The organism is Pseudomonas sp. UBA5568 (genome assembly GCF_002425525.1).
Classification (GTDB): domain Bacteria; phylum Pseudomonadota; class Gammaproteobacteria; order Pseudomonadales; family Pseudomonadaceae; genus Aquipseudomonas; species Aquipseudomonas fulva.
Genome location: NZ_DIMK01000014.1, coordinates 93,245 through 112,049 on the forward strand (window position 1 = coordinate 93,245; position 18,805 = coordinate 112,049).

14 protein-coding genes and 1 pseudogene are annotated in these 18,805 nt (G+C 59.3%); 9 read left to right on the forward strand and 6 right to left on the reverse strand.

The window, feature by feature from the left end; translation table 11 throughout:
- Positions 1-681: 681 nt before the first annotated feature.
- A pseudogene (locus B2S33_RS04320) lies at positions 682-1,127 on the forward strand (structural protein P5).
- Positions 1,128-1,244: 117 nt separating this feature from the next.
- Here B2S33_RS04320 and B2S33_RS04325 read toward each other — a convergent pair.
- Positions 1,245-1,808 carry a TetR/AcrR family transcriptional regulator gene (locus tag B2S33_RS04325; protein ID WP_110606664.1) on the reverse strand — a complete coding sequence of 188 codons (564 nt, stop codon included), beginning with the start codon at positions 1,806-1,808 and terminating at the stop codon, positions 1,245-1,247.
- Between the two features lie 186 nt (positions 1,809-1,994).
- On the opposite strand from B2S33_RS04325, the gene B2S33_RS04330 reads away from it, so the two are divergent.
- Positions 1,995-2,651 (forward strand): glutathione S-transferase, encoded by a 657-nt coding sequence (locus B2S33_RS04330; protein WP_242809546.1) that lies wholly within the window; start codon positions 1,995-1,997, stop codon positions 2,649-2,651.
- Positions 2,652-3,308: 657 nt separating this feature from the next.
- Here the strand turns inward: B2S33_RS04330 and B2S33_RS04340 are convergent.
- A complete protein-coding gene (locus B2S33_RS04340; RefSeq protein ID WP_242809545.1) occupies positions 3,309-4,685 on the reverse strand; it encodes an MFS transporter in 1,377 nt (458 codons plus the stop codon).
- A 302-nt stretch (positions 4,686-4,987) separates the two neighbouring features.
- Between B2S33_RS04340 and quiC the strand changes: the two genes are divergently transcribed.
- Positions 4,988-6,895, forward strand: a complete 1,908-nt coding sequence (gene quiC / locus B2S33_RS04345; protein ID WP_145279481.1) for a 3-dehydroshikimate dehydratase QuiC — start codon at positions 4,988-4,990, stop codon at positions 6,893-6,895.
- 128 nt (positions 6,896-7,023) lie between these two features.
- Positions 7,024-7,695, forward strand: coding sequence for a TetR/AcrR family transcriptional regulator (locus B2S33_RS04350; RefSeq protein WP_128610412.1), 672 nt, complete (start codon positions 7,024-7,026; stop codon positions 7,693-7,695).
- 216 nt (positions 7,696-7,911) lie between these two features.
- Here B2S33_RS04350 and B2S33_RS04355 read toward each other — a convergent pair whose 3' ends face one another.
- From B2S33_RS04355 to B2S33_RS04370, 4 genes are all read right to left on the reverse strand, one after another.
- Entirely contained in the window at positions 7,912-8,760 is an 849-nt protein-coding gene (locus B2S33_RS04355) for a shikimate dehydrogenase (protein ID WP_145279479.1), read from the reverse strand.
- A complete protein-coding gene (gene aroQ, locus B2S33_RS04360; protein ID WP_197873762.1) occupies positions 8,757-9,206 on the reverse strand; it encodes a type II 3-dehydroquinate dehydratase in 450 nt (149 codons plus the stop codon). The genes B2S33_RS04355 and aroQ overlap by 4 nt, the downstream gene beginning before the upstream one ends.
- Positions 9,207-9,535: 329 nt before the next feature.
- Entirely contained in the window at positions 9,536-10,816 is a 1,281-nt protein-coding gene (locus tag B2S33_RS04365; protein WP_128610415.1) for a carbohydrate porin, read from the reverse strand.
- A 115-nt stretch (positions 10,817-10,931) separates the two neighbouring features.
- Positions 10,932-13,349, reverse strand: a complete 2,418-nt coding sequence (locus B2S33_RS04370) for a glucose/quinate/shikimate family membrane-bound PQQ-dependent dehydrogenase (protein ID WP_288649920.1) — start codon at positions 13,347-13,349, stop codon at positions 10,932-10,934.
- 684 nt (positions 13,350-14,033) lie between these two features.
- Between B2S33_RS04370 and pcaQ the strand changes: the two genes are divergently transcribed.
- From pcaQ to pcaD, 5 genes are all read left to right on the forward strand, one after another.
- Complete coding sequence (gene pcaQ / locus B2S33_RS04375; RefSeq protein ID WP_027916065.1) at positions 14,034-14,963, forward strand: pca operon transcription factor PcaQ; 930 nt, start codon at positions 14,034-14,036, stop codon at positions 14,961-14,963.
- A 120-nt stretch (positions 14,964-15,083) separates the two neighbouring features.
- Positions 15,084-15,803 (forward strand): protocatechuate 3,4-dioxygenase subunit beta, encoded by a 720-nt coding sequence (pcaH, locus tag B2S33_RS04380; RefSeq protein ID WP_132578418.1) that lies wholly within the window; start codon positions 15,084-15,086, stop codon positions 15,801-15,803.
- Positions 15,804-15,815: 12 nt separating this feature from the next.
- Positions 15,816-16,421 (forward strand): protocatechuate 3,4-dioxygenase subunit alpha, encoded by a 606-nt coding sequence (gene pcaG, locus B2S33_RS04385; protein ID WP_288501047.1) that lies wholly within the window; start codon positions 15,816-15,818, stop codon positions 16,419-16,421.
- A 206-nt stretch (positions 16,422-16,627) separates the two neighbouring features.
- Positions 16,628-17,998: a 3-carboxy-cis,cis-muconate cycloisomerase gene (locus B2S33_RS04390; RefSeq protein ID WP_145279472.1), complete on the forward strand. Its 1,371-nt coding sequence runs from the start codon at positions 16,628-16,630 to the stop codon at positions 17,996-17,998.
- Complete coding sequence (gene pcaD, locus B2S33_RS04395; protein ID WP_145279470.1) at positions 17,999-18,787, forward strand: 3-oxoadipate enol-lactonase; 789 nt, start codon at positions 17,999-18,001, stop codon at positions 18,785-18,787.
- The last annotated feature ends 18 nt before the right edge of the window (positions 18,788-18,805 follow it).

The window sequence follows — 18,805 nt, forward strand, 5'->3', positions numbered from 1 at the left end:
CGCGAGTAGCGGTGCCTCTCATTTCCTACCGATTTGAAACTTCAGCTTATCGGTTGGCCACCAGTTGAAAGACGGCGGTGGCTCATAACAGCCTGGCTGGTTAGCAGGCGAAGCATCACACCGAACGGCGTATCCCTTAGAGCCTACCTCCGTAGTGTCATCGCTGGAGCTGTAGTGAGAGCAGCCCGCCAGCGCAGTGAATATGAGTGATGCAGCAACACGCTTCATAAAGAAATTCCTTCCATAGATTGCACTATCGTATCGCTTAGCAGTAGCGGGGATAGCCCCGCTCGTCGACGCCTGCATTGCTCGGTATTGCTAGGCTCACTGTATCCGAGGTCGTCGTGCTTTGGTGACACAGATCTCAAAGACCACCCGTGATTCAAGAAAGCGAGTCGAGCAGCTTGTTGAGGATGCCTTCCTGGTATTGCCGGTTGTAGCAGCCCGGTTGATTCGCAGGAGTGTCATCGCACGCAATCTCATGCTTGTTAGTGGGGCTCCCGTAGGTGCTGTTGGAGAAGTGGGAGCAGCCAGTAAGCAGCCAGCTGAATGGCGCTAGTGCGAAAAATCCATTTTCCATATCCAGTGGCGCGTATCGGATGATGCAGATTGGACGTTCGTGCAACCAATAAGGCACATCCAAGCCCGCCCAGTGTGGGCTTTTTTGTCCGGAGAAAACCTATGACTACACCCCGCGGTGTCCGCAACACCATCCAGGGAACATCGATTACAGCTCGCGCAACGCCTGGCAAGAGCAACTGGGCCTGGAGGTAGGCGTGACCAAGCCGCGCTTCGCCCGCTTCGACCATCCAGAGAACGGCGTCCGTGTCCTGGGCAAGCTGCTGCTCAATTATCGGGGCAAGGATGGGATGCCCGGCGTTGGCCGGCCTGGTATCGACACTCCGCTGGAGTTCATCAACCGGTGGGCGCCAGCGAGCGAGAACGACACCAATGCCTATGCGAAAGCCATCGCCAAGCGCCTGGGCGTCGGCGTGCGCAACTCGATTGTCATCTTCAGGCCGCAGATCCTGCGCGAACGGGTGGTCGGCATCATCGTGCACGAAAACGGCATCAACCCGTATCCGTCCACGCTGATCGATGAGGGCATCAGGCGGATCCTGACGTGAACCCCTGGGTTGGCTTAGCGGCTGCCGTGGTATTGATCAACGATCCAGACGCACGCGCTGCCGCGCTTCGGGGGCTGGCCCACGGCCGCTACAGTAACAAACTGTGCTGTTGAGCAATCAGGTTGGGATGAGTCCTGCTTCTTGATAAGTTGACACCAGATCATCGAATAGATTGAGATCCTCGGAAGTCCGCGCAATCAGCTGCGCACCAGCGACGGCCGTGTAGATGGCGCGTGCACGACGCTCACAGGCTGCGCCAGCGCCCCAGCCAGCATCTGCCAATACGGCTGCAAGCCATCTCACGTTAACGTCCGCATACTTTTTGATCTCTTTGGATACTTGCTCGGGTAAATCTTCGTATTCTGCGGCCATGAAGCTGGATAGGCAGAGCCGATTATGGTCCTTCAAGGATTTACGAAAGATAGAGGGGTACAGCAGCAAACACTGAAGCGGATCAGTATTCGAAGCCCGTATTTCTGCAAGCATCGTTAGTGTGTCCTGCCAATAGCGTTCTGCGACGGCAGCGCCTAGATCAGCCTTGCTCGCGAAATGATAGTAGATACTTGCGTTCTTGATGCCCACCTCTTCAGCAATACTGCGAAAATTGATGCCGCTGTATCCATGCAGCTGCGCTGCGGATCTTGCCGCAGCCAAGATGGCTTCACGGGCGTTTTCATTCACGTTGGTGCCTTTCGGATCAGATTATGTGTGCTGCACATCATACCCATCAAGAAGCTACCTGCCAATTGACAGGTAGGGGTTGACACGCCTATAAAGCTAGCTCAATCTTAACCTACCAACTGATAGGTAGTTAAGAAAGCCATGACCACTCCACAGCAGCACGTTGACACCCCGAGTACTCCTTCTATGAAAATCTATGACTGGTTCGATGGGCCGTACCCAGCCCGGATACGTATCGCCCTGGCTGAAAAAGGCCTCCTTCAGGATATCGAGTTCGTCTCGGTGAACCTGTGGACAGGCGAACACAAGCAACCTGATTTTCTTGCAATCAACTACTCTGGCACGCTCCCTGTGCTGGAGCTGCAAGACGGAACTCTGATTGCGGAATGCACCGCGATTACGCAATACCTGGATAGCTTGGACGGTAATCCGACGCTCACAGGCGAAACGCCTCTGGAGAAGGGGCTGATCCACATGATGACCAAGCGCGCTGAAATCGAATTTCTTGATGCCGTAAGCGTTTACTTTCACCACGCCACTCCTGGCTTGGGCCCGGAGGTTGAGCTGTATCAGAACGCTGAGTGGGGTGCCAAGATGGGCGAGAAAGCGATCAGAGGTATGCGTTATTTCAACGATCTGCTCGAAGGTCAGCCATTCGTTGCCGGCAACACGTTTTCAATGGCGGACATCGCCGTGCTGGGCGGTATGATCTTCGCATCGCTGGTGAAGCTGCAGGTACCCGAAGAATGCGTCGCGTTGCGAGCATGGCATGACGGTATGCAGAAACGCCCTAGCTATCAAGCCTGGCGTGCCCTGGTTGAGCAGGGTGCTCCAAAGCGTTAGTGATTGATCAAGCGCATCCTCTTTCCCCATCCCTGATAAATGCGGACTCGAGGGTCATGGAGGGCGATACGTTCGAGGTGTGAGGTGTGGTCCTGTTCAGCGTCCGGGATCACGACCGTGTAGCAGGGTTAGGGATTGGATTCGGCAGAGCGTCGGAGGAGGGTGGCCACGCTGTCTAATACTCCCTTGAAGCATTGCGCTTTCAATAGGCTAAACCCGCTGAAAATGGGGCAAGGGCATTAGACAGTCATGCCTTGGGAGCCGCAGATTTGTGCGGCTTTAGGAGCGCATATTCCGTTAATGCTGCAGTACAGTTAGGCTTCAGGGAGCGACACTGAGTTAGGAAATTCATACACGAACTTCACCAGCATCTCGGTGAATTTTACCAGCTCGTTAGCGTCTTGCTTGCTCACAAGTGCAATTTCGTGGGTGGCTTCGTTTCCCTTGTTCCGAATGTGATCAACCCAGATCTTGCCTGGTCACGCTGCCATTCTTGTGTCCAAACACGACTCGCGATCCTCCTTCGTTACCCCTGCAGCCTTAAGGCCCTGACCGAAAGTGTGCTTTAAGTTGTGAATCCTGATCGAGGTCTAGACCACAGCGCTGGACTCATCGGCAGCAGTCAGCGCTATGCACAAGATGCACCCCAAACCGTTTTCACTGAGTGGCAGCGGTGTTGAGCCTGTCTTGGCAGAGGGCGCCGTATGCATTTTCATCGATCGGCTTGGCGTCTGGGCTGCCGAGATCTTCCATCGCCAAGCGGTATGTCTCAGGCGCGACATAGGCGGCTAAGGCACAGATGCAGGTGATGAAAAACGCCGACCCCCCCACAATAAGCCAGATGTTGTCCGAGCCCGGTGGTGCAATGGCAGCAAAGATGGCTGGCAGCATGGCGGTGCACATGGTGCTGACGTTCTGTGCGATGGCCATGGCCGAGACGCGGTAGCGCGTGTTGAACAGCTCCGGGAAGAAGCTTGGGAAAACTGCATTGTAGCCTTGGTAGACCATACCCCACATGAGGATCGAAGCGGCAAAGGCCAGCGGCACGCTCTGGATACTGATCGCATACAGATAACCGAAAGCCAGCAGCCCCGAGCCCAGACAGCCAATGATCATGATCGGACGCCGGCCGATCTTGTCAGACAGGCTACCAACGAACGGGATCATGAGCACTGCGACGATGTTGCCCACTACTGGGATCCACAGGTAGACGCTTTGGTCAAAACCAATGCCGTAGGCCGGCTGAACTGCATAGGCTGCGCCGAACACCGTCGCAACCACCGGAATGACGTTCATCAGCGCCATGAACACGACCAGCACCATGTGCTTCCAGCTGTACTTGAAGGCTTCTTTGACGGGCGAGCGGGCGATCTTGTCTACCTGTTCGCCCTCGACGAAGGCCGGGGTCTCATGGACCTCCTTGCGGATGATGAAACCGGCTACCAGCACGAATGCGCTGAGCAGGAAAGGAATGCGCCAGCCCCAATCGCTGAACGCTTCGCTTGGCATGAAGTAGGCCAGTGGCAGGAACACCGCAGCAGCCATTATCTGACCGGCCTGAACCCCCTGCAAGGTGAAGCTGGCGTAGTAACCTCGCCGTCCGAAGGGCGCATGTTCCATGATCATGGCGCTAGCACCGGAGATTTCACCAGCGACTGCAAAGCCCTGAACCAGGCGCAGCAGCGCAAGAACAATTGGGGCAATGATGCCAATGTCGTGGTAAGTGGGCAGCAGGCCTACGGCCATGGTCGAAATACCCATCAGAAACATGCACAGCAGCAAAACGTTTTTGCGACCGCGGGTATCGCCCCAGTGACCGAGGACAACCGCACCCACGGGACGGGCCAGGTAACCGACGCCATAAGTTGCCAGCGACGCGATGATGGCCATCGTGGGGTCCATCGACGGGAAGAACAACTGCGGGAAGATCAAAGCTGCGGCTTGGGCGTAGATAAAAAAGTCATAGTACTCGAGGGCCGAGCCTATCCACCCACTGGCGGTCGCTTTCTTAGCTTGGGAGCTGGAGTGAGCCATTGTTGTCTCCGTTGTTCTTGTTATTGAACTTGTTAGGTCGTGACGTTGGGCTTGTAGGTCAGGATCTGCTGAGCGTTCGCAGGGCAGTGAAATGCTCGAATGATCTGTAACTGGATCCATGTTCAACCAGGCGTGAGCGGCGAATCAATTCGACAAACCCGCTTTCGTTCGGTAATCGAACGAAAACTAACCATTTCGTACAAAACCCATTGATGGCGTGACTTTACCCGCGAATAATCGAGTGCGCCAAGCGCCTGCAAGGGTTCGTTGGCTGATGCCTTTCAGATAAAGGGAACCCCAGCATGCAGCGTTCGATTGCCACCGTATCCTTGAGCGGCACTCTGCCGGAGAAACTCGAAGCCATCGCCGCAGCCGGCTTTGACGGCGTCGAGATTTTTGAAAATGACCTGCTCTACTACGCCGGTAGCCCGCGCGAGATCCGTCAGATGTGCGCCGATCTAGGCATCGCCATCACCCTGTTCCAGCCATTTCGCGATTTCGAAGGCTGTCGCCGCGAGCGTCTGGAGAAAAACCTCGAGCGCGCCGAACGCAAATTCGACCTGATGCAGGAACTAGGCACTGATCTGATGCTGGTGTGCAGCAACAGTCAGGCGGACGCACTGGGCGATGGGCAGCTTCTGGTCGACGACCTGCGGCTGCTGGCCGAACGTGCCGGTGTCCGCGGCCTGCGTATTGGCTATGAAGCGTTGGCCTGGGGCCGGCACGTCAATACCTACCAGCAGGGCTGGGACCTGGTCCGCCAGGCCGATCATCCGGAGCTGGGCGTGATCCTCGACAGCTTCCATACCTTGTCACTGCGGGGCGACCCGAGCGCTATCCGTCAGATTCCAGGCGACAAGATTTTCTTCGTGCAAATGGCGGATGCACCCATCCTGGCCATGGATGTACTGGAGTGGAGCCGTCATTTCCGCTGCTTCCCAGGGCAGGGCGAGATGGACCTGGCGGGCTTTCTCGCACCGATTCTGCAAACCGGCTACCGCGGGCCGTTGTCGCTGGAAATCTTCAACGATGGCTTTCGCGCCGCACCTACCCGGCAGATTGCCGCCGATGGACTGCGTTCACTCCTGTATCTGGAAGAAAAGACGCGCCTGCAATTGCAGCACGAAGCCCAGCGGATCGAGCCTGGGGTACTGTTTGACCCAGCCCCCGCCAGTGCCTACGACGGTGTAGAATTCCTTGAGTTTGCCGTCGATGAGTCAGTCGGTGCACGTCTGGGTGGTTGGCTCGAGCGTCTGGGTTTTGTCGAAGCCGGCGCTCACCGCAGCAAGGGTGTTCGACTGCTGCGTCAAGGCGATATCAACATCGTGCTCAACGCTGAGCCCTATTCATTTGCACACAACTTCTTCGAAGCCCATGGTCCCTCGTTGTGCGCCATCGCACTACGGGTCAAGGACGCTCAGGCCGCCTTGCAGCGCGCTACCGCCTACGGTGGGCAGCCGTTCCGTGGCCTGGTCGGGCCCAACGAACGCGAGATCCCGGCCGTTCGTTCGCCGGATGGCAGCCTGATCTACTTGGTCGAGCAGGCAGGTGCCGGGCATACCATCTACGACAGCGATTTCCGCCTGGATGCCGCCCCCGACGCTGGCGGCGGCCTGCAACGCATTGATCACATGGCCCTGGCCATTCCGGCCGAATCGCTGGACAGCTGGGTGCTGTTCTACAAGAGCCTGTTCGACTTCGAGGCCGACGACGAAGTGGTCTTGCCCGATCCCTATGGCCTGGTCAAGAGCCGTGCCTTGCGCAGCCAATGCTCCACACTGCGCCTGCCACTGAACATTTCCGAGAATCGCAACACCGCAATTGCTCACGCGCTGTCAAGCTACCGTGGTTCGGGAGTGCACCACATCGCCTTTGACTGTGCCGACATCTTTGGCGAGGTGGCGCGGGCGAAAAACGCTGGCGTGCCGCTGCTGGAGATCCCGTTGAATTATTACGATGACCTCGCGGCCAGGTTTGATTTCGACGACGAATTCCTTAGCGAACTGGCTTACTACAATGTGCTGTACGACCGTGATGCGCAGGGTGGCGAGCTGTTCCATGTGTATACCGAGCCCTTCGAGAAGCGTTTCTTCTTCGAAATCATTCAGCGCAAGGGTGGGTATGCCGGTTATGGCGCTGCCAATGTTGCGGTCCGCCTGGCGGCCATGGCCAAAGCCCGCAGCGGGGCCCCGCGCAAACCGGTGTTGTAAGGCAGATGCCGGCCCTGGGCCGGCGCCCCTGTGACAAAACCTGACCGGTGCCACCCTCCGCGCGCTTCCCTGCGTCGCACCAGTGACGGATAATCCCACCCATTCCAATAATCAGGCTGTGAGTGGGTATGAATGATTCCGTAGTCAGCCTTGGCGAGCCTGCCTCCGACGGGGGCCGTAAATCGCGCAAGAACAACCCGGAGAAGACCCGCGAGGATATCCTTCAGGCCGCAATTGGCGAGTTCGTCCAGCAGGGCCTGGCCGGTGCCCGCGTCGACGCCATCGCCGAGCGTACCGCTGCTTCCAAGCGCATGATCTATTACTATTTTGGCAGCAAGGAGCAGCTCTACGTCGAGTGCCTGGTCAAGCTTTATGGCGACATTCGCAAGACCGAGCACAGCCTGGATCTGGAGTCATTGCCGCCGGAGCAGGCCATCCGCCGACTGGTGGAGTTCACCTTCGATCACCATGATCACAACGTCGACTTCGTGCGTATCGTCTCGACCGAAAATATCCACTATGGCGAATACGTCAAGCAATCACCGGTGATCCGCGAGATGAGCAGCGTGGTGTTGAAGACGCTCGGCCGCTCGCTGGAACGCGGCGTTGCCGAGGGCGTTTTTCGCACGGGTATCGAAGTCATCGACCTGCATATGCTGATGAGCTCGTTCTGCTTCTATCGGGTCTCCAACCGACACACCTTCGGTGAGATCTTCCAGATCGATATGACCGACGAGCAGATCAAGCAGCGCCACAAACAGATGATCGGCGACGTGGTGCTGCGCTATATCCAGGCATGAAAGAGACGGCACGTGCTGTACCTGCCCAATGACCGCAAAACGCCTGATCGTCATTGAGCAGCCAAAGCGTGATGCCCTTGCTGGGCTGATCCACGGCGAATGCATCGAAGCGGTCCGGCAAGGGCATCAGCACGGTGCGGCGCTCATGAACGACTGCCTGATCAGGCGCCCTGGGCCCGTCAGTGTCAGGTATCTACACCAACAGGCGAGCTCACTTCAGTCCATGCTGGCGAAATGCGCCTGCATCCTGCCAGCATCAGCAGCATTGCCGCTGATCAGCTCGAATGCCTTGACCGCCTGGAACACCGCCATCTTGCCACCGTCCAGGGTCCGGCAACCGAGTGCTCGAGCGTGGCGCAGGAGTGCCGTATCAAGCGGGAAGTAGATGATCTCGGCGACCCATAGCCGTGCATGCAGCAATCCGACGGGCACGGGTGTGCCCGGTAGCTTGGCCATACCCACCGGCGTTGTATTGACTAGGCCATCGGCGTCAGCCAGGGTGGCGGCCAGGTCAATGCCAAGGCTGGTTCGGCCTGCACCGAAGCGCTCGTTGAGGTTGTCGACCAGAGCTTGCCCGCGGGCGAAATCTATGTCGAACAGCGCCAACTGTTCGACACCTTCGGTCAGCAGCGCATGGGCGACGGCAGACCCGGCGCCACCGGCGCCCATCTGCACCACACGCCGTTTTTGGACGTCAGCCAGGCCGTGTCTGAACCCCTCGGCGAAGCCCAGGCAATCGGTGTTGTGGCCCATCCGCTTGCCGTCCTTGAAGACCACCGTGTTGACCGCGCCGATGCTACGCGCCTCATCGGACAGTTCATCGAGTAACGGCACGACCGCTTGCTTGAACGGGAAGGTGATGTTGAGTCCGGTAAAACCGGTGCGCTGAGCAGCATCGAGCAGATCGGGCAGGGCGCTGTCTTTGAGTCCTAACTCATCGGCATCGATCAGCCGGTACACGTAACGCAACGATTGCGCGTCGCCCTCACACTCATGTAGAGCAGGGGTGCGCGATGCCTGGATGCCGCGGCCAATCAGGCCAACCAGAATGCTTTGCTCGCTCATGCTGCTCGCTCGACACACATGTGCCCAAGGTGTGCCAGCGCCATGCGATAACCTGCGCTGCCCAGACCGCATATCACCCCGACTGCAATCGATGAAACGAATGAGTTATGCCGGAACGGCTCGCGCTTGTGCACATTGGACAAGTGCACTTCGATCACCGGTAGCTCGCTGGCCACCAGTGCATCACGAATGGCCACCGACGTATGGGTCCACGCGCCTGGGTTGATCACAATACCGGCGCAACGGCTGCGGGCAGCGTGGATCCATTCGATCAATTCGCCTTCGTGGTTGGTCTGGCGGAATTCGATGTCCAGGCCCAGATCGCGAGCGCTGGCGCCGCAGCTGTCAGCGAGGTCGCTAAACGTTTCGCGACCGTACTGGTCCGGCTCGCGTGTGCCAAGCAGATTGAGATTGGGGCCGTTGAGCACGAGGATGCGGGGCGTCATTGGCAGATCACTGTGTTGTTATTGGGAGCTCCGATGTTTGTACTATCTGGTTAATTCGTCAATCGATGTACGTGATTGCGCGTTGAATATGTGCGATTACCGAACCACAAAGTTCGGCTGCCTGGCAGCGCGAAACTTGAATGCGCTGTGTTGGGGCCTGTCATACAGTTCCACGCGTAGCTTTGTTGCTACAGCCGTGTTCGCGCCCTCTAGCTATCGCCATGCCCGATCACGGGGCGTCTCGTTGCCCCGACCCCAGGGGCTGCAAGCATGACGAGAGGACACCCAGGAAGCGGAAAGGACTACCAAGCCGTGCCATCCAGAGCGCTTCAGAAACTGGCCTTGACCTGCAATCCGACTACCAGCGCATTATCAATATCAGCGCCGGTAAATGCCCCAGGCTCGATGATGTACTGCAGATCCGGTCGCAGATTGAGCCAGGGTGTGACCTGATATCCATAGCTCAGCTCGATCAACTGCTCGGCACTGTCGATGGTCGGGAACTCCTGATCATTGCGCGCAGCTGCATCCTCCAGCACAGCTCGACTACGGGGGTTCGGTACGGCGCGGCCGTAGCCCAGCGACAAGGTATCCCGCGGGCGCCCTGCAAACGGCTGATACAGCACAACACCCGTGCCATACCATTTTGTAAACGGCGATGCAGCCTTGCTCGATGCCGAGTACTGACCAAAGGCATGCAAACTGCGGCCTGCCACGCCCGGGTCATTCCATACTGCCTGATCGATCAGCAGGTAGTGCCCACCACGGCCGGCCACTTCGTCATTGCGGCCAATGCGCTTGACGTTTGAGCTGTCGTAGTAATAACCCACTTTGTACTCACCCGGTAGCTCGCCCAGCAGCCTGTACACCAGCTCCACCGGCACCACTGTGCCTGTGGTGTGCTTGGGGCCAAGCTTCCAGGCACGGCTGGAGTTGCCGTTGCTCTCGGGGTCGACATTGAACGCCGCCACGCGCACTTGCCAGGCTGGCGACAGGTCGTATTTGACCCGTGCACCGAGCCGCGCGTTGGGGTAATTGGTCCAGCCACTGCCGCCGGACATGTTCAGCGGATGCCCGCAAAAGCCGGCATTCATGAAGTTGCACAGGATCCCGCTGTCGAGGCCGCCAAGGTCGTTGCCCATGGCCATGTAGCCGAGCTTGATATTCAGCGCCGGGGTAAAGTTGCGCTCATAGCTGAGCTCGGTGAGGCGGGTGTACAGGCCACCGAAGTTTTCCTGGATCGGCAGGCGGTTGCCTACCAGTTCTTCCGAAGCGCTGTGCCCGCGGCGATCGTTGATGCTCAGTTGGACCTTGCCGGCGTTGTCCAGTCCGTACAAGCGGGACAAGTCGAACTGCACGCCAAGCTTGATGTTCTGCGAATAGCGCGCCGAGCGGTGCAGACCGCCATCGGCGTTGTAGGCGGTTTCGCCGCTGTAGTCAGCGCTGAACTTGACGCCGTTGTCTTCTAATTGATGGCGCAGGCCGCCCCAGTCGCCAGTGAAGGTGCTGCGGCGCAGCAGATCGGCTTCGGCCATGGCACCGTTGCTGGCCAGGACCAGAAGCAGGCCGGCGGTGATGGGAGCAGGGGACAAACGGAACACGAAGGACATTGCGCAGCTTTCCTGGAAATCGCAAGGTGATGATGAACGGCGCCGCTCAATGCATGAGGCCGCCACTGCAACGTGTGTGCAGAAGCGGCCTCGTGCTGTACGGGAGAGGCGCCAGTTATGGCAAGGCGTAGGCCATTACATAATCGCCACGGTCAGTCGACTGGCGGGCACCGCCTGCGGTGACGACCACGTACTGCTTGCCAGTCTTGGGCGACACGTAAGTCATCGGGCCTCCCTGGCTGCCGACGGGCAAGCGAGCCTTCCAGACTTCTTCACCGTTGCCACTGTTGAAGGCGCGCAGGTAAAAGTCCTGGGTACCGGCAATGAACACCAAGCCGCCTTGGGTCGACAGGGTGCCGCCCAGCGTTGGCAGGCCGATCTTGATCGGCAGGTGCATGCGGATGCCAAGCGGACCCGTGTCTTCAACGGTGCCGACCGGTACTTGCCAGGCGACCTGGCGGGTCTTCATGTCAATTGCGGTCAGGGTGCCGAACGGTGGCGCCTGACACGGGATTCCGGCAATCGACAGGAAGCGGTTCTTGTTCACCGCGTACGGCGTACCTTTGAGCGGTACCGCCCCCATCCCGGTGTTCAGTGCTTCGCCACCACTGGCAGCTTCAGCCTGATTCTGCGACGGAATCATCTGACTCCACAGCCCCAGGCGCATGTCGTTGACGAAGATGAAACCATGCACCGGGTCGGTGGAGATGCTGCCCCAGTTCATGCCGCCCAGCGAGCCCGGGAAGCTCAGCGATACGTCGGTGCCAGGTGCGGTGTAAAGGCCGTCATAGCGCATCTTCTTGAAGTCGATGCGGCACAATAGTTGGTCGTATGGCGTAGCGCCCCACATGTCCGATTCGGTCAGGGTTTGAGCACCGATCTGCGGCATACCGACCGACTTGGGCTGAGTGGGTGAGTACGGCTCGTTGGGGATGTTGCTTGGCTTGACCGGCACCTCGTCGACCTGGGTCAGCGGTTTGCCGGTAGCACGGTCGAGCACGTAGATCTGCCCGGCCTTGGTACCGATTACCACCGCAGGGACGGTCCGGCCGTCGTCCTTGGTGAAGTCGATCAGGCTCGGCTGCATCGGCAGGTCGAAGTCCCACAGGTCGTTGTGGACGGTCTGGTAAACCCACTTCTCGTCACCGGTAGTGGCGTCCAAGGCCAATACCGAGGCGCCGTAGGTGTGGTCGAGCTTGCTGCGTTCAACACCGTAGATGTCGGTGGACGATGAGCCCATCGGCAGAAACACGGTGTTCATCGCAGGGTCATAGGACATCGGCGCCCAGCTGTTCGGCGTACTGCGCACGTAGGTGCTGCCGTTGGCGGGGGCATTGCGGTCCTCAGGGTTGCCTGGGTCGAAGGCCCAGCGCATTTGCCCAGTGATGACGTCAAAGCCACGGATCACGCCACCTGGCATGTCGGTCTGTACGTTGTCTGCAACACGGCCGCCAACAACCACGGTGGTGCCGGCCATCAGCGGTGCCGAGGACAGCTGGTAGAAGGAGTCCGGTACATCGCCCAGGCCAGCCTTCAGGTTGACCTGACCATTGGTGCCAAAGCCCTGGCAGAACTCGCCAGTGTCAGCGTCGACTGCAATCAGGCGACCGTCGATGGTATTGGTCAGCAGGCGGCGCTGGCAGTTGGCGCCAGGCGCTAGCACAGCTGCAACGACGGGTGAGCTATTCGGCTGGGTGGGCTGGGCCAGTGGCGCAGTGGCGTCGAAGTAGGCCAGGCCGCGGCAGCGCTGCCAGACTTTCGATTGGGCGTTGATGGTGTTTTTCCACAGCTCATTGCCGGTGTCGGCATCGAGTGCAATCAGATTGTTGTGCGGCGTGCAGATGAATACTTTGTTACCGACCTGGAGCGGGGTCAGCTGGTCTTCGGCACCGTTGCCATCACTGATAGCGACATCGCCGGTGTGGTAGGTCCAGGCGACCTGCAGCTTGTCGACGTTACCGCGGTTGATCTGATCAAGGCCGGCAAAGCGGCTGCCCCCTTCGGTATTGCCGTAGTGAGCCCAGTCTTTTTGCGCATGCGCAGGTGCGACTGCGGTCAGCCCCGGGCCTATTCCGGTCGGGGCCACGCTTGGGTGGGCGACGAACATGTTGCCGGCCGCGACCACAACCGCTACCGCCATCACGCCAGCGACAGCGTAGGCACCGCGTCCCGTACCGGTACCGTTGGCGCGCTTGAGCAGCGGGTACACCAGCGCGACGACGGTACCGATCACGGCAAACATGAACAGGCGCGAGAACAATGGCCAGAACACCAGCCCGGTATCAATCACGGCCCACAGTGCAGTGCCGAGCAGGAATGCGGCATACAGCCAGGCCCCAGCGACCTTGCTGCGGGCGATAAGGATGCCGGCGATCGCCATGGCCAAACCGCCGATCAGGAAGTACCAAGAGCCGCCCAGACTGGCCAGCTTGATGCCGCCAGCAGCCAGCAGTAGGCCAAGCAAGGCGATGACCGCGCCAAAGCCAACCAGAATGATTTTCGAGGCGCCAGATGCGCGCGGTGAGTCGTTCATGCCAAGGATCTCGCGATGGAATGCGCAAAGCATAAGCCCTTAGCAAGCTAATTAACAAGTTAGTACATTTTTCTCATAGAAAGCGCATGACCATTTCAATCTTGCCAAGATGCGACGAAATTATCGAAATGTGTGGGTAATGTTCTCTAACATGCCGAGTTTAATGACGTGAAAATTTCGTTAAAGACATCGATTTGTCACGGCCATGTGTAGGCTGAGCCGTCAGGCATCAGACCGGGCAGCCGCCTGTTCTCATCAGCCTGACCTTTCTGACGGACATTGGCTGGCCACGGTGGACCCCAGTGATTGACGAAAATGACCACCTGAGTTCCCGGGCGCATCAGCGATTGATGCTCATCCTGCATTTATGGCGCCGTTGGTTCTTTGCCAGTGCCGCGTCTACCTTTGGCAGTTATAGGTCCTTGACGGGTAGCCAGCCCAACGTGAGCGTTTGATGTCGCCGTTACGGCGTTTATAGTGGTCGGCCGCCGTGAGGTCGTGGACAAGCAAAATGCCGCATGTGATCACTCAGCGCCGGCTGCAGGAGGCCAAGCGCAATTCAGCTACGCCGGTATGACGGTGCAGCCGCTCTTCAACCCGATGAGCTTTTGCGTGCTGGTGTACGTTCACGGCCTGTTCCAACCCCGACGCGGGGCAGTGGCCCAAGGCCTTCTGGAGTGACCGATGAGCATCGACAAACGCATCAAGTTTCGTCACCTGCAGTGCTTCCTGGAGGTGGCACGCCTAGGCAGCCTGGCGCGTGCAGCCGATCGGCTAGCGATCAGCCAGCCTGCCGTCTCCAAGACGCTCAAGGAGCTAGAGGATGCGCTGACCGCACAGTTGTTCGAGCGTGGTAAGGAAGGCGCCACGCTGACTGAGGCCGGGGTGGTCTTCCTGCGTTATGCCGGGCCCAGCGTGCAGACACTGCGCGAAGGGGTGGAGAGCCTACGCGGCGGAGACTTCCAACCCAGCAACGTGCGCCTTGGCGTGCTGTCCACGGTCGAGGGCGAGTTTCTGCCGGAGGTGGTGCGCCGTCTGCACAGGCGCCATTGCTCGCTGGTGATCAGCGTGGTTACCGGGCCCAGCGCGCCTCTTCTGTCGCAACTGCGCGTGGGCGAGCTGGACTTGGTTGTCGGGCGCATGACTGATAGTCCGCAGATCCAAGGACTGACCTTCGAGCATCTCTACAACGAGCCCCTGACCCTGGTGGTACGAGCCGGCCATCCACTGCTCGAGAGGGCTTTCGATACGGTCGCGCTGGAGGACTATCCAATGGTCCTTCCGACAGTTGGCACTACTATCCGCAAACGCATCGAAAGCCTGCTCGTCGAGCACGGTCTGCGTTTGCCAAATCGACGACTGGAAACCCTGTCATTAAGCCTGAGCCGGCGTTATGTCGATACCAGCGAAGCGGTTTGGGTGGCGCCGACCGATGCCGTGCGCAGCCCCCTGGCCAAAGGGGAGTTGGTGGAACTGGCGCCGCAGCTGCAAGAGGGGGGTGGCTCGGTGGGCATCTGCAGCAACGCCGCCTTACCACTGTCCCTCGGCGCACGCTGGTGCCAGGAAGTGTTGCGCGAGCTAGGCCAGGAGTATCGCGTGCACGCGTATCCATAACCCGTTGGTTATGGATACGCAGCGCCTTTTCAGTTTTCAGATCCGGCAGGCTCGCGGAAACTGCGGCGCACATGCCTGATAGTTTCCAGGCTCCTATAACGCCAACAACAGGAGACCGCCATGTCCGAACTGGACACCGGCCGTTTCGTCATACGAGACCGCAACTGGCACCCCAAAGCCCTTACGCCCGATTATAAAACGTCGATCACCCGCTCGCCGCGACAGGCGTTGGTGAGCATTGCGCAGTCTATTTCGGAGACCACAGGGCCGGACTTTTCGCACCTGAAGATGGGCGATCATGACAACGACCTGCTGCTCAACTTCAACACCGGCAGCCTGCCGATCGGCGAGCGCATCATCGTCTCCGGCCGGGTCATGGACCAATACGGCAAGCCGATCCCGCATACCTTGGTGGAGATGTGGCAGGCCAATGCTGGTGGCCGCTATCGACACAAGAACGACCGCTACTTGGCACCGATCGACCCTAACTTTGGGGGTGTCGGCCGCACGCTGACAGATAGCGCAGGCAACTACATGTTTCGTACCGTCAAGCCCGGCCCGTACCCGTGGCGTAACGGACCCAATGACTGGCGGCCAGCGCATATCCATTTCTCCATCAGTGGCCCGTCGATCTCCGCTAAATTGATCACCCAGCTGTATTTCGAAGGCGACCCCTTGATTGCGATGTGCCCCATCGTCAAGTCGATCGCAAACCCGCTAGCGGTACAGAGCCTGATAGCCAAGCTCGACATGGGCATGGCCAACCCCATGGATTGCCTGGCCTACCGTTTCGACATCGTGTTGCGCGGCCAGCGCAAGACGCACTTCGAAAACCGCTGAGGACTCACGCACATGCCTTTTGAACTGCTGCCCGAAACCCCTTCGCAGACCGCCGGACCTTACGTTCATATCGGACTGGCTCTGGAAGCCGCCGGTGTTGCCCCACGTGCGCAGGAAATCTGGAATCAACTGGCCAAGCCAGATGCCCCTGGCGAGCACATTCTGCTGTTCGGCCATGTCTATGATGGCAATGGCCATTTGGTGCGTGATTCCTTCCTTGAAATCTGGCAGGCCAACCATGAAGGGGTCTACGACACCCGCTTTGACTTGGAGAAGTCGTTCAACAGCTTCGGCCGTACCGCCACGACCTTCGATGCTGGCGAGTGGACGTTGCAGACGGTGAAGCCGGGTGTGGTGAAAAACGCCGCTGGAGTGCCGATGGCACCGCACATCAACGTGTTGCTTTTCGCCAGGGGTATCAATATCCACCTGCATACGCGTATCTACTTCGATGATGAAGTCCAGGCCAATCAGGACGATCCGGTACTCAACTTGATCGAGCAGCCACAGCGTCGCCAGACGTTGATCGCCAAACGCTGCGAGGTGAATGGCAATCTGGCCTACCGTTTCGATATGCGGATCCAAGGCGAGGGGGAAACCGTTTTTTTTGACTGCTGAGCGTACCCATTTGGCGCTGGCTCTGTTGCCGAGCCGTCGCCAGGAGCGTAGTCAGGGCTTGGCGCGCTGGCTGTCGAACGGGCCTGAGCTGCCCTTGCGGCCTCTCAGCTCGAAGGAATGTCCGCGCAGCGGTCCTGATTTTGCCGGTGGCCCCCTGAGGCAGACGCTGCGCCCCAGATAACTTTCCCGATTTTTGGAGTACCCGCTTGAGCAGCCCAAGCAATCAACTTTTCGACTTGTATTTCACCCGGCCGGCCATGCGTGCGATCTTCTGCGACAGTGGACGACTGCAGGGTATGCTGGATTTCGAGGCCGCGTTGGCACGTGCCGAGGCGAGCACCGGTTTGATTCCCGCTGAGGTGCTATCGCCGATCGTCGCCGCCTGCAACGCCGACCTCTACGATCCGGCGGAGTTGGCACATGCAATCGTCAACGCTGGCAACTCGGCGATTCCACTGGTCAAGGCGCTGGGCAAGCGCGTCGCCGCGCAAAGCCCAGACGCAGAACGCTACGTACACTATGGCGCCACCAGCCAGGACGTCATGGACAGTGGCTTGGTGCTACAGCTGCGCGCCGCTGTCGAGGTGCTCGAAAACAATCTCGTCGATCTAGCCAACGCCTTGGCAACGCAGGCCGAGCGTCATACCGATACCCCAATGATCGGGCGCACTTGGTTGCAGCAGGCCACGCCGGTAACCTTGGGCATGAAACTGGCAGGCATGCTCGGTGTAGTGACTCGCCACCGCCAGCGCCTTGAGCAGCTAAAGCCTCGTCTACTGGTGCTCCAGTTCGGGGGTGCTTCCGGCACCCTGGCAGCATTGGGCGAGCAGGCTTGGCCAGTCAGCGAGGCCTTGGCCCGCGAGTTGGGGCTGAATTTGCCTGAACAACCTTGGCATACGCATCGCGATCGCCTGGTCGAGTTCGCGAGCCTGCTCGGCTTGATCGCCGGCAGTCTGGGCAAGCTGGGCCGGGACTTGAGTTTGATGATGCAGACCGAGGTCGGTGAAGTTTTCGAACCTTCCGCGCCGGGCAAGGGTGGCTCTTCGACCATGCCGCACAAACGCAACCCGGTCAGTGCCGCCGTGCTGATCGGCGTGGCCGTACGCGCGCCGGGGCTGGTCTCCACCATGCTCGCGGCCATGCCGCAGGAGCACGAACGCAGTCTGGGCTTATGGCATGCAGAATGGGAAACCCTTCCGGAGCTGTGTTGCATGATTTCCGGCGCACTGCAGCAGGCGTTGCTGGTGGTGTCTGGGCTGGAGGTGGATGCCGAGCGCATGCGCAGCAATATTGAACTGACACAAGGTCTGGTACTGGCCGAGGCGGTGAGCATTTCTCTGGCGCAGCGCATCGGACGGGATGCCGCCCACCACTTGATCGAACAGTGTTGCCGCGAGGCGGTGGAGGAGGGGACTCACCTTCGCGCAGTGCTGTCGGCCAACACCGAAGTCAGCGCACAGCTCTGTGCCACTGAGCTTGATCGCCTGCTCGACCCGGCCCAATACCTCGGGCAAGCGCGCCGATGGGTCCAATGTGCTGTCGCTGAACATTCGAACGTTTCGCGTGAGGAGCTTTAGATGCCTACCCTACAACTTGCCGATGGCGACCTCAACTATCAACTCGAAGGACCGCCTGGTGCGCCCGTAGTGGTGCTGTCCAACTCGCTGGGCACCGACCTGCACATGTGGAATGCGCAAATGGTGGCTTTCACCGAGCACTTTCAAGTACTTCGTTACGATACCCGAGGCCATGGGCGGTCGCTGGTCAGCGAGGGCCCCTACAGCATCGAACAACTGGGGGGCGACGTGCTGACGTTGCTCGACGGACTTGATATTCAGCGTGCAAGCTTCTGCGGCCTGTCCATGGGTGGGCTGATTGGCCAGTGGCTGGCGATCCATGCCCCTGAGCGTATCGAGCGCCTGGTGCTTTGCAACACGGCTGCAAAAATCAGTACTGCGCAGGTGTGGAATTCGCGCATCGAAGTCGTGCTGGCCGGTGGCGTTCAGGCCATGCGTGATCTGCGCGATGCCTCGATCTCACGGTGGTTCACCGCCGACTTCGCCAAGGCAGAGCCCGCCAAGGTCGAGCCCATTGTCGACATGTTGGCCCAGACTTCACCGCAAGGCTACGCCGCCAGTTGTGCTGCGGTGCGCGACGCCGACTATCGCGAGCAGCTCGGTGCTATCGGTGTGCCGACACTGATCATCTGCGCCAGCAGCGATCCGGTGACTACCATCGAGCACGGCCGCCTGATGCAGGCGCGCATTGTCGGTGCCGAACTGGTCGAACTCCACGCCGCGCACCTTTCCAACGTGCAGGCCAGTGATGCCTTCAGCCAGCACGTGCTGGCCTTCCTGACCGCCTAAGCGCGCGAGGACCATCCG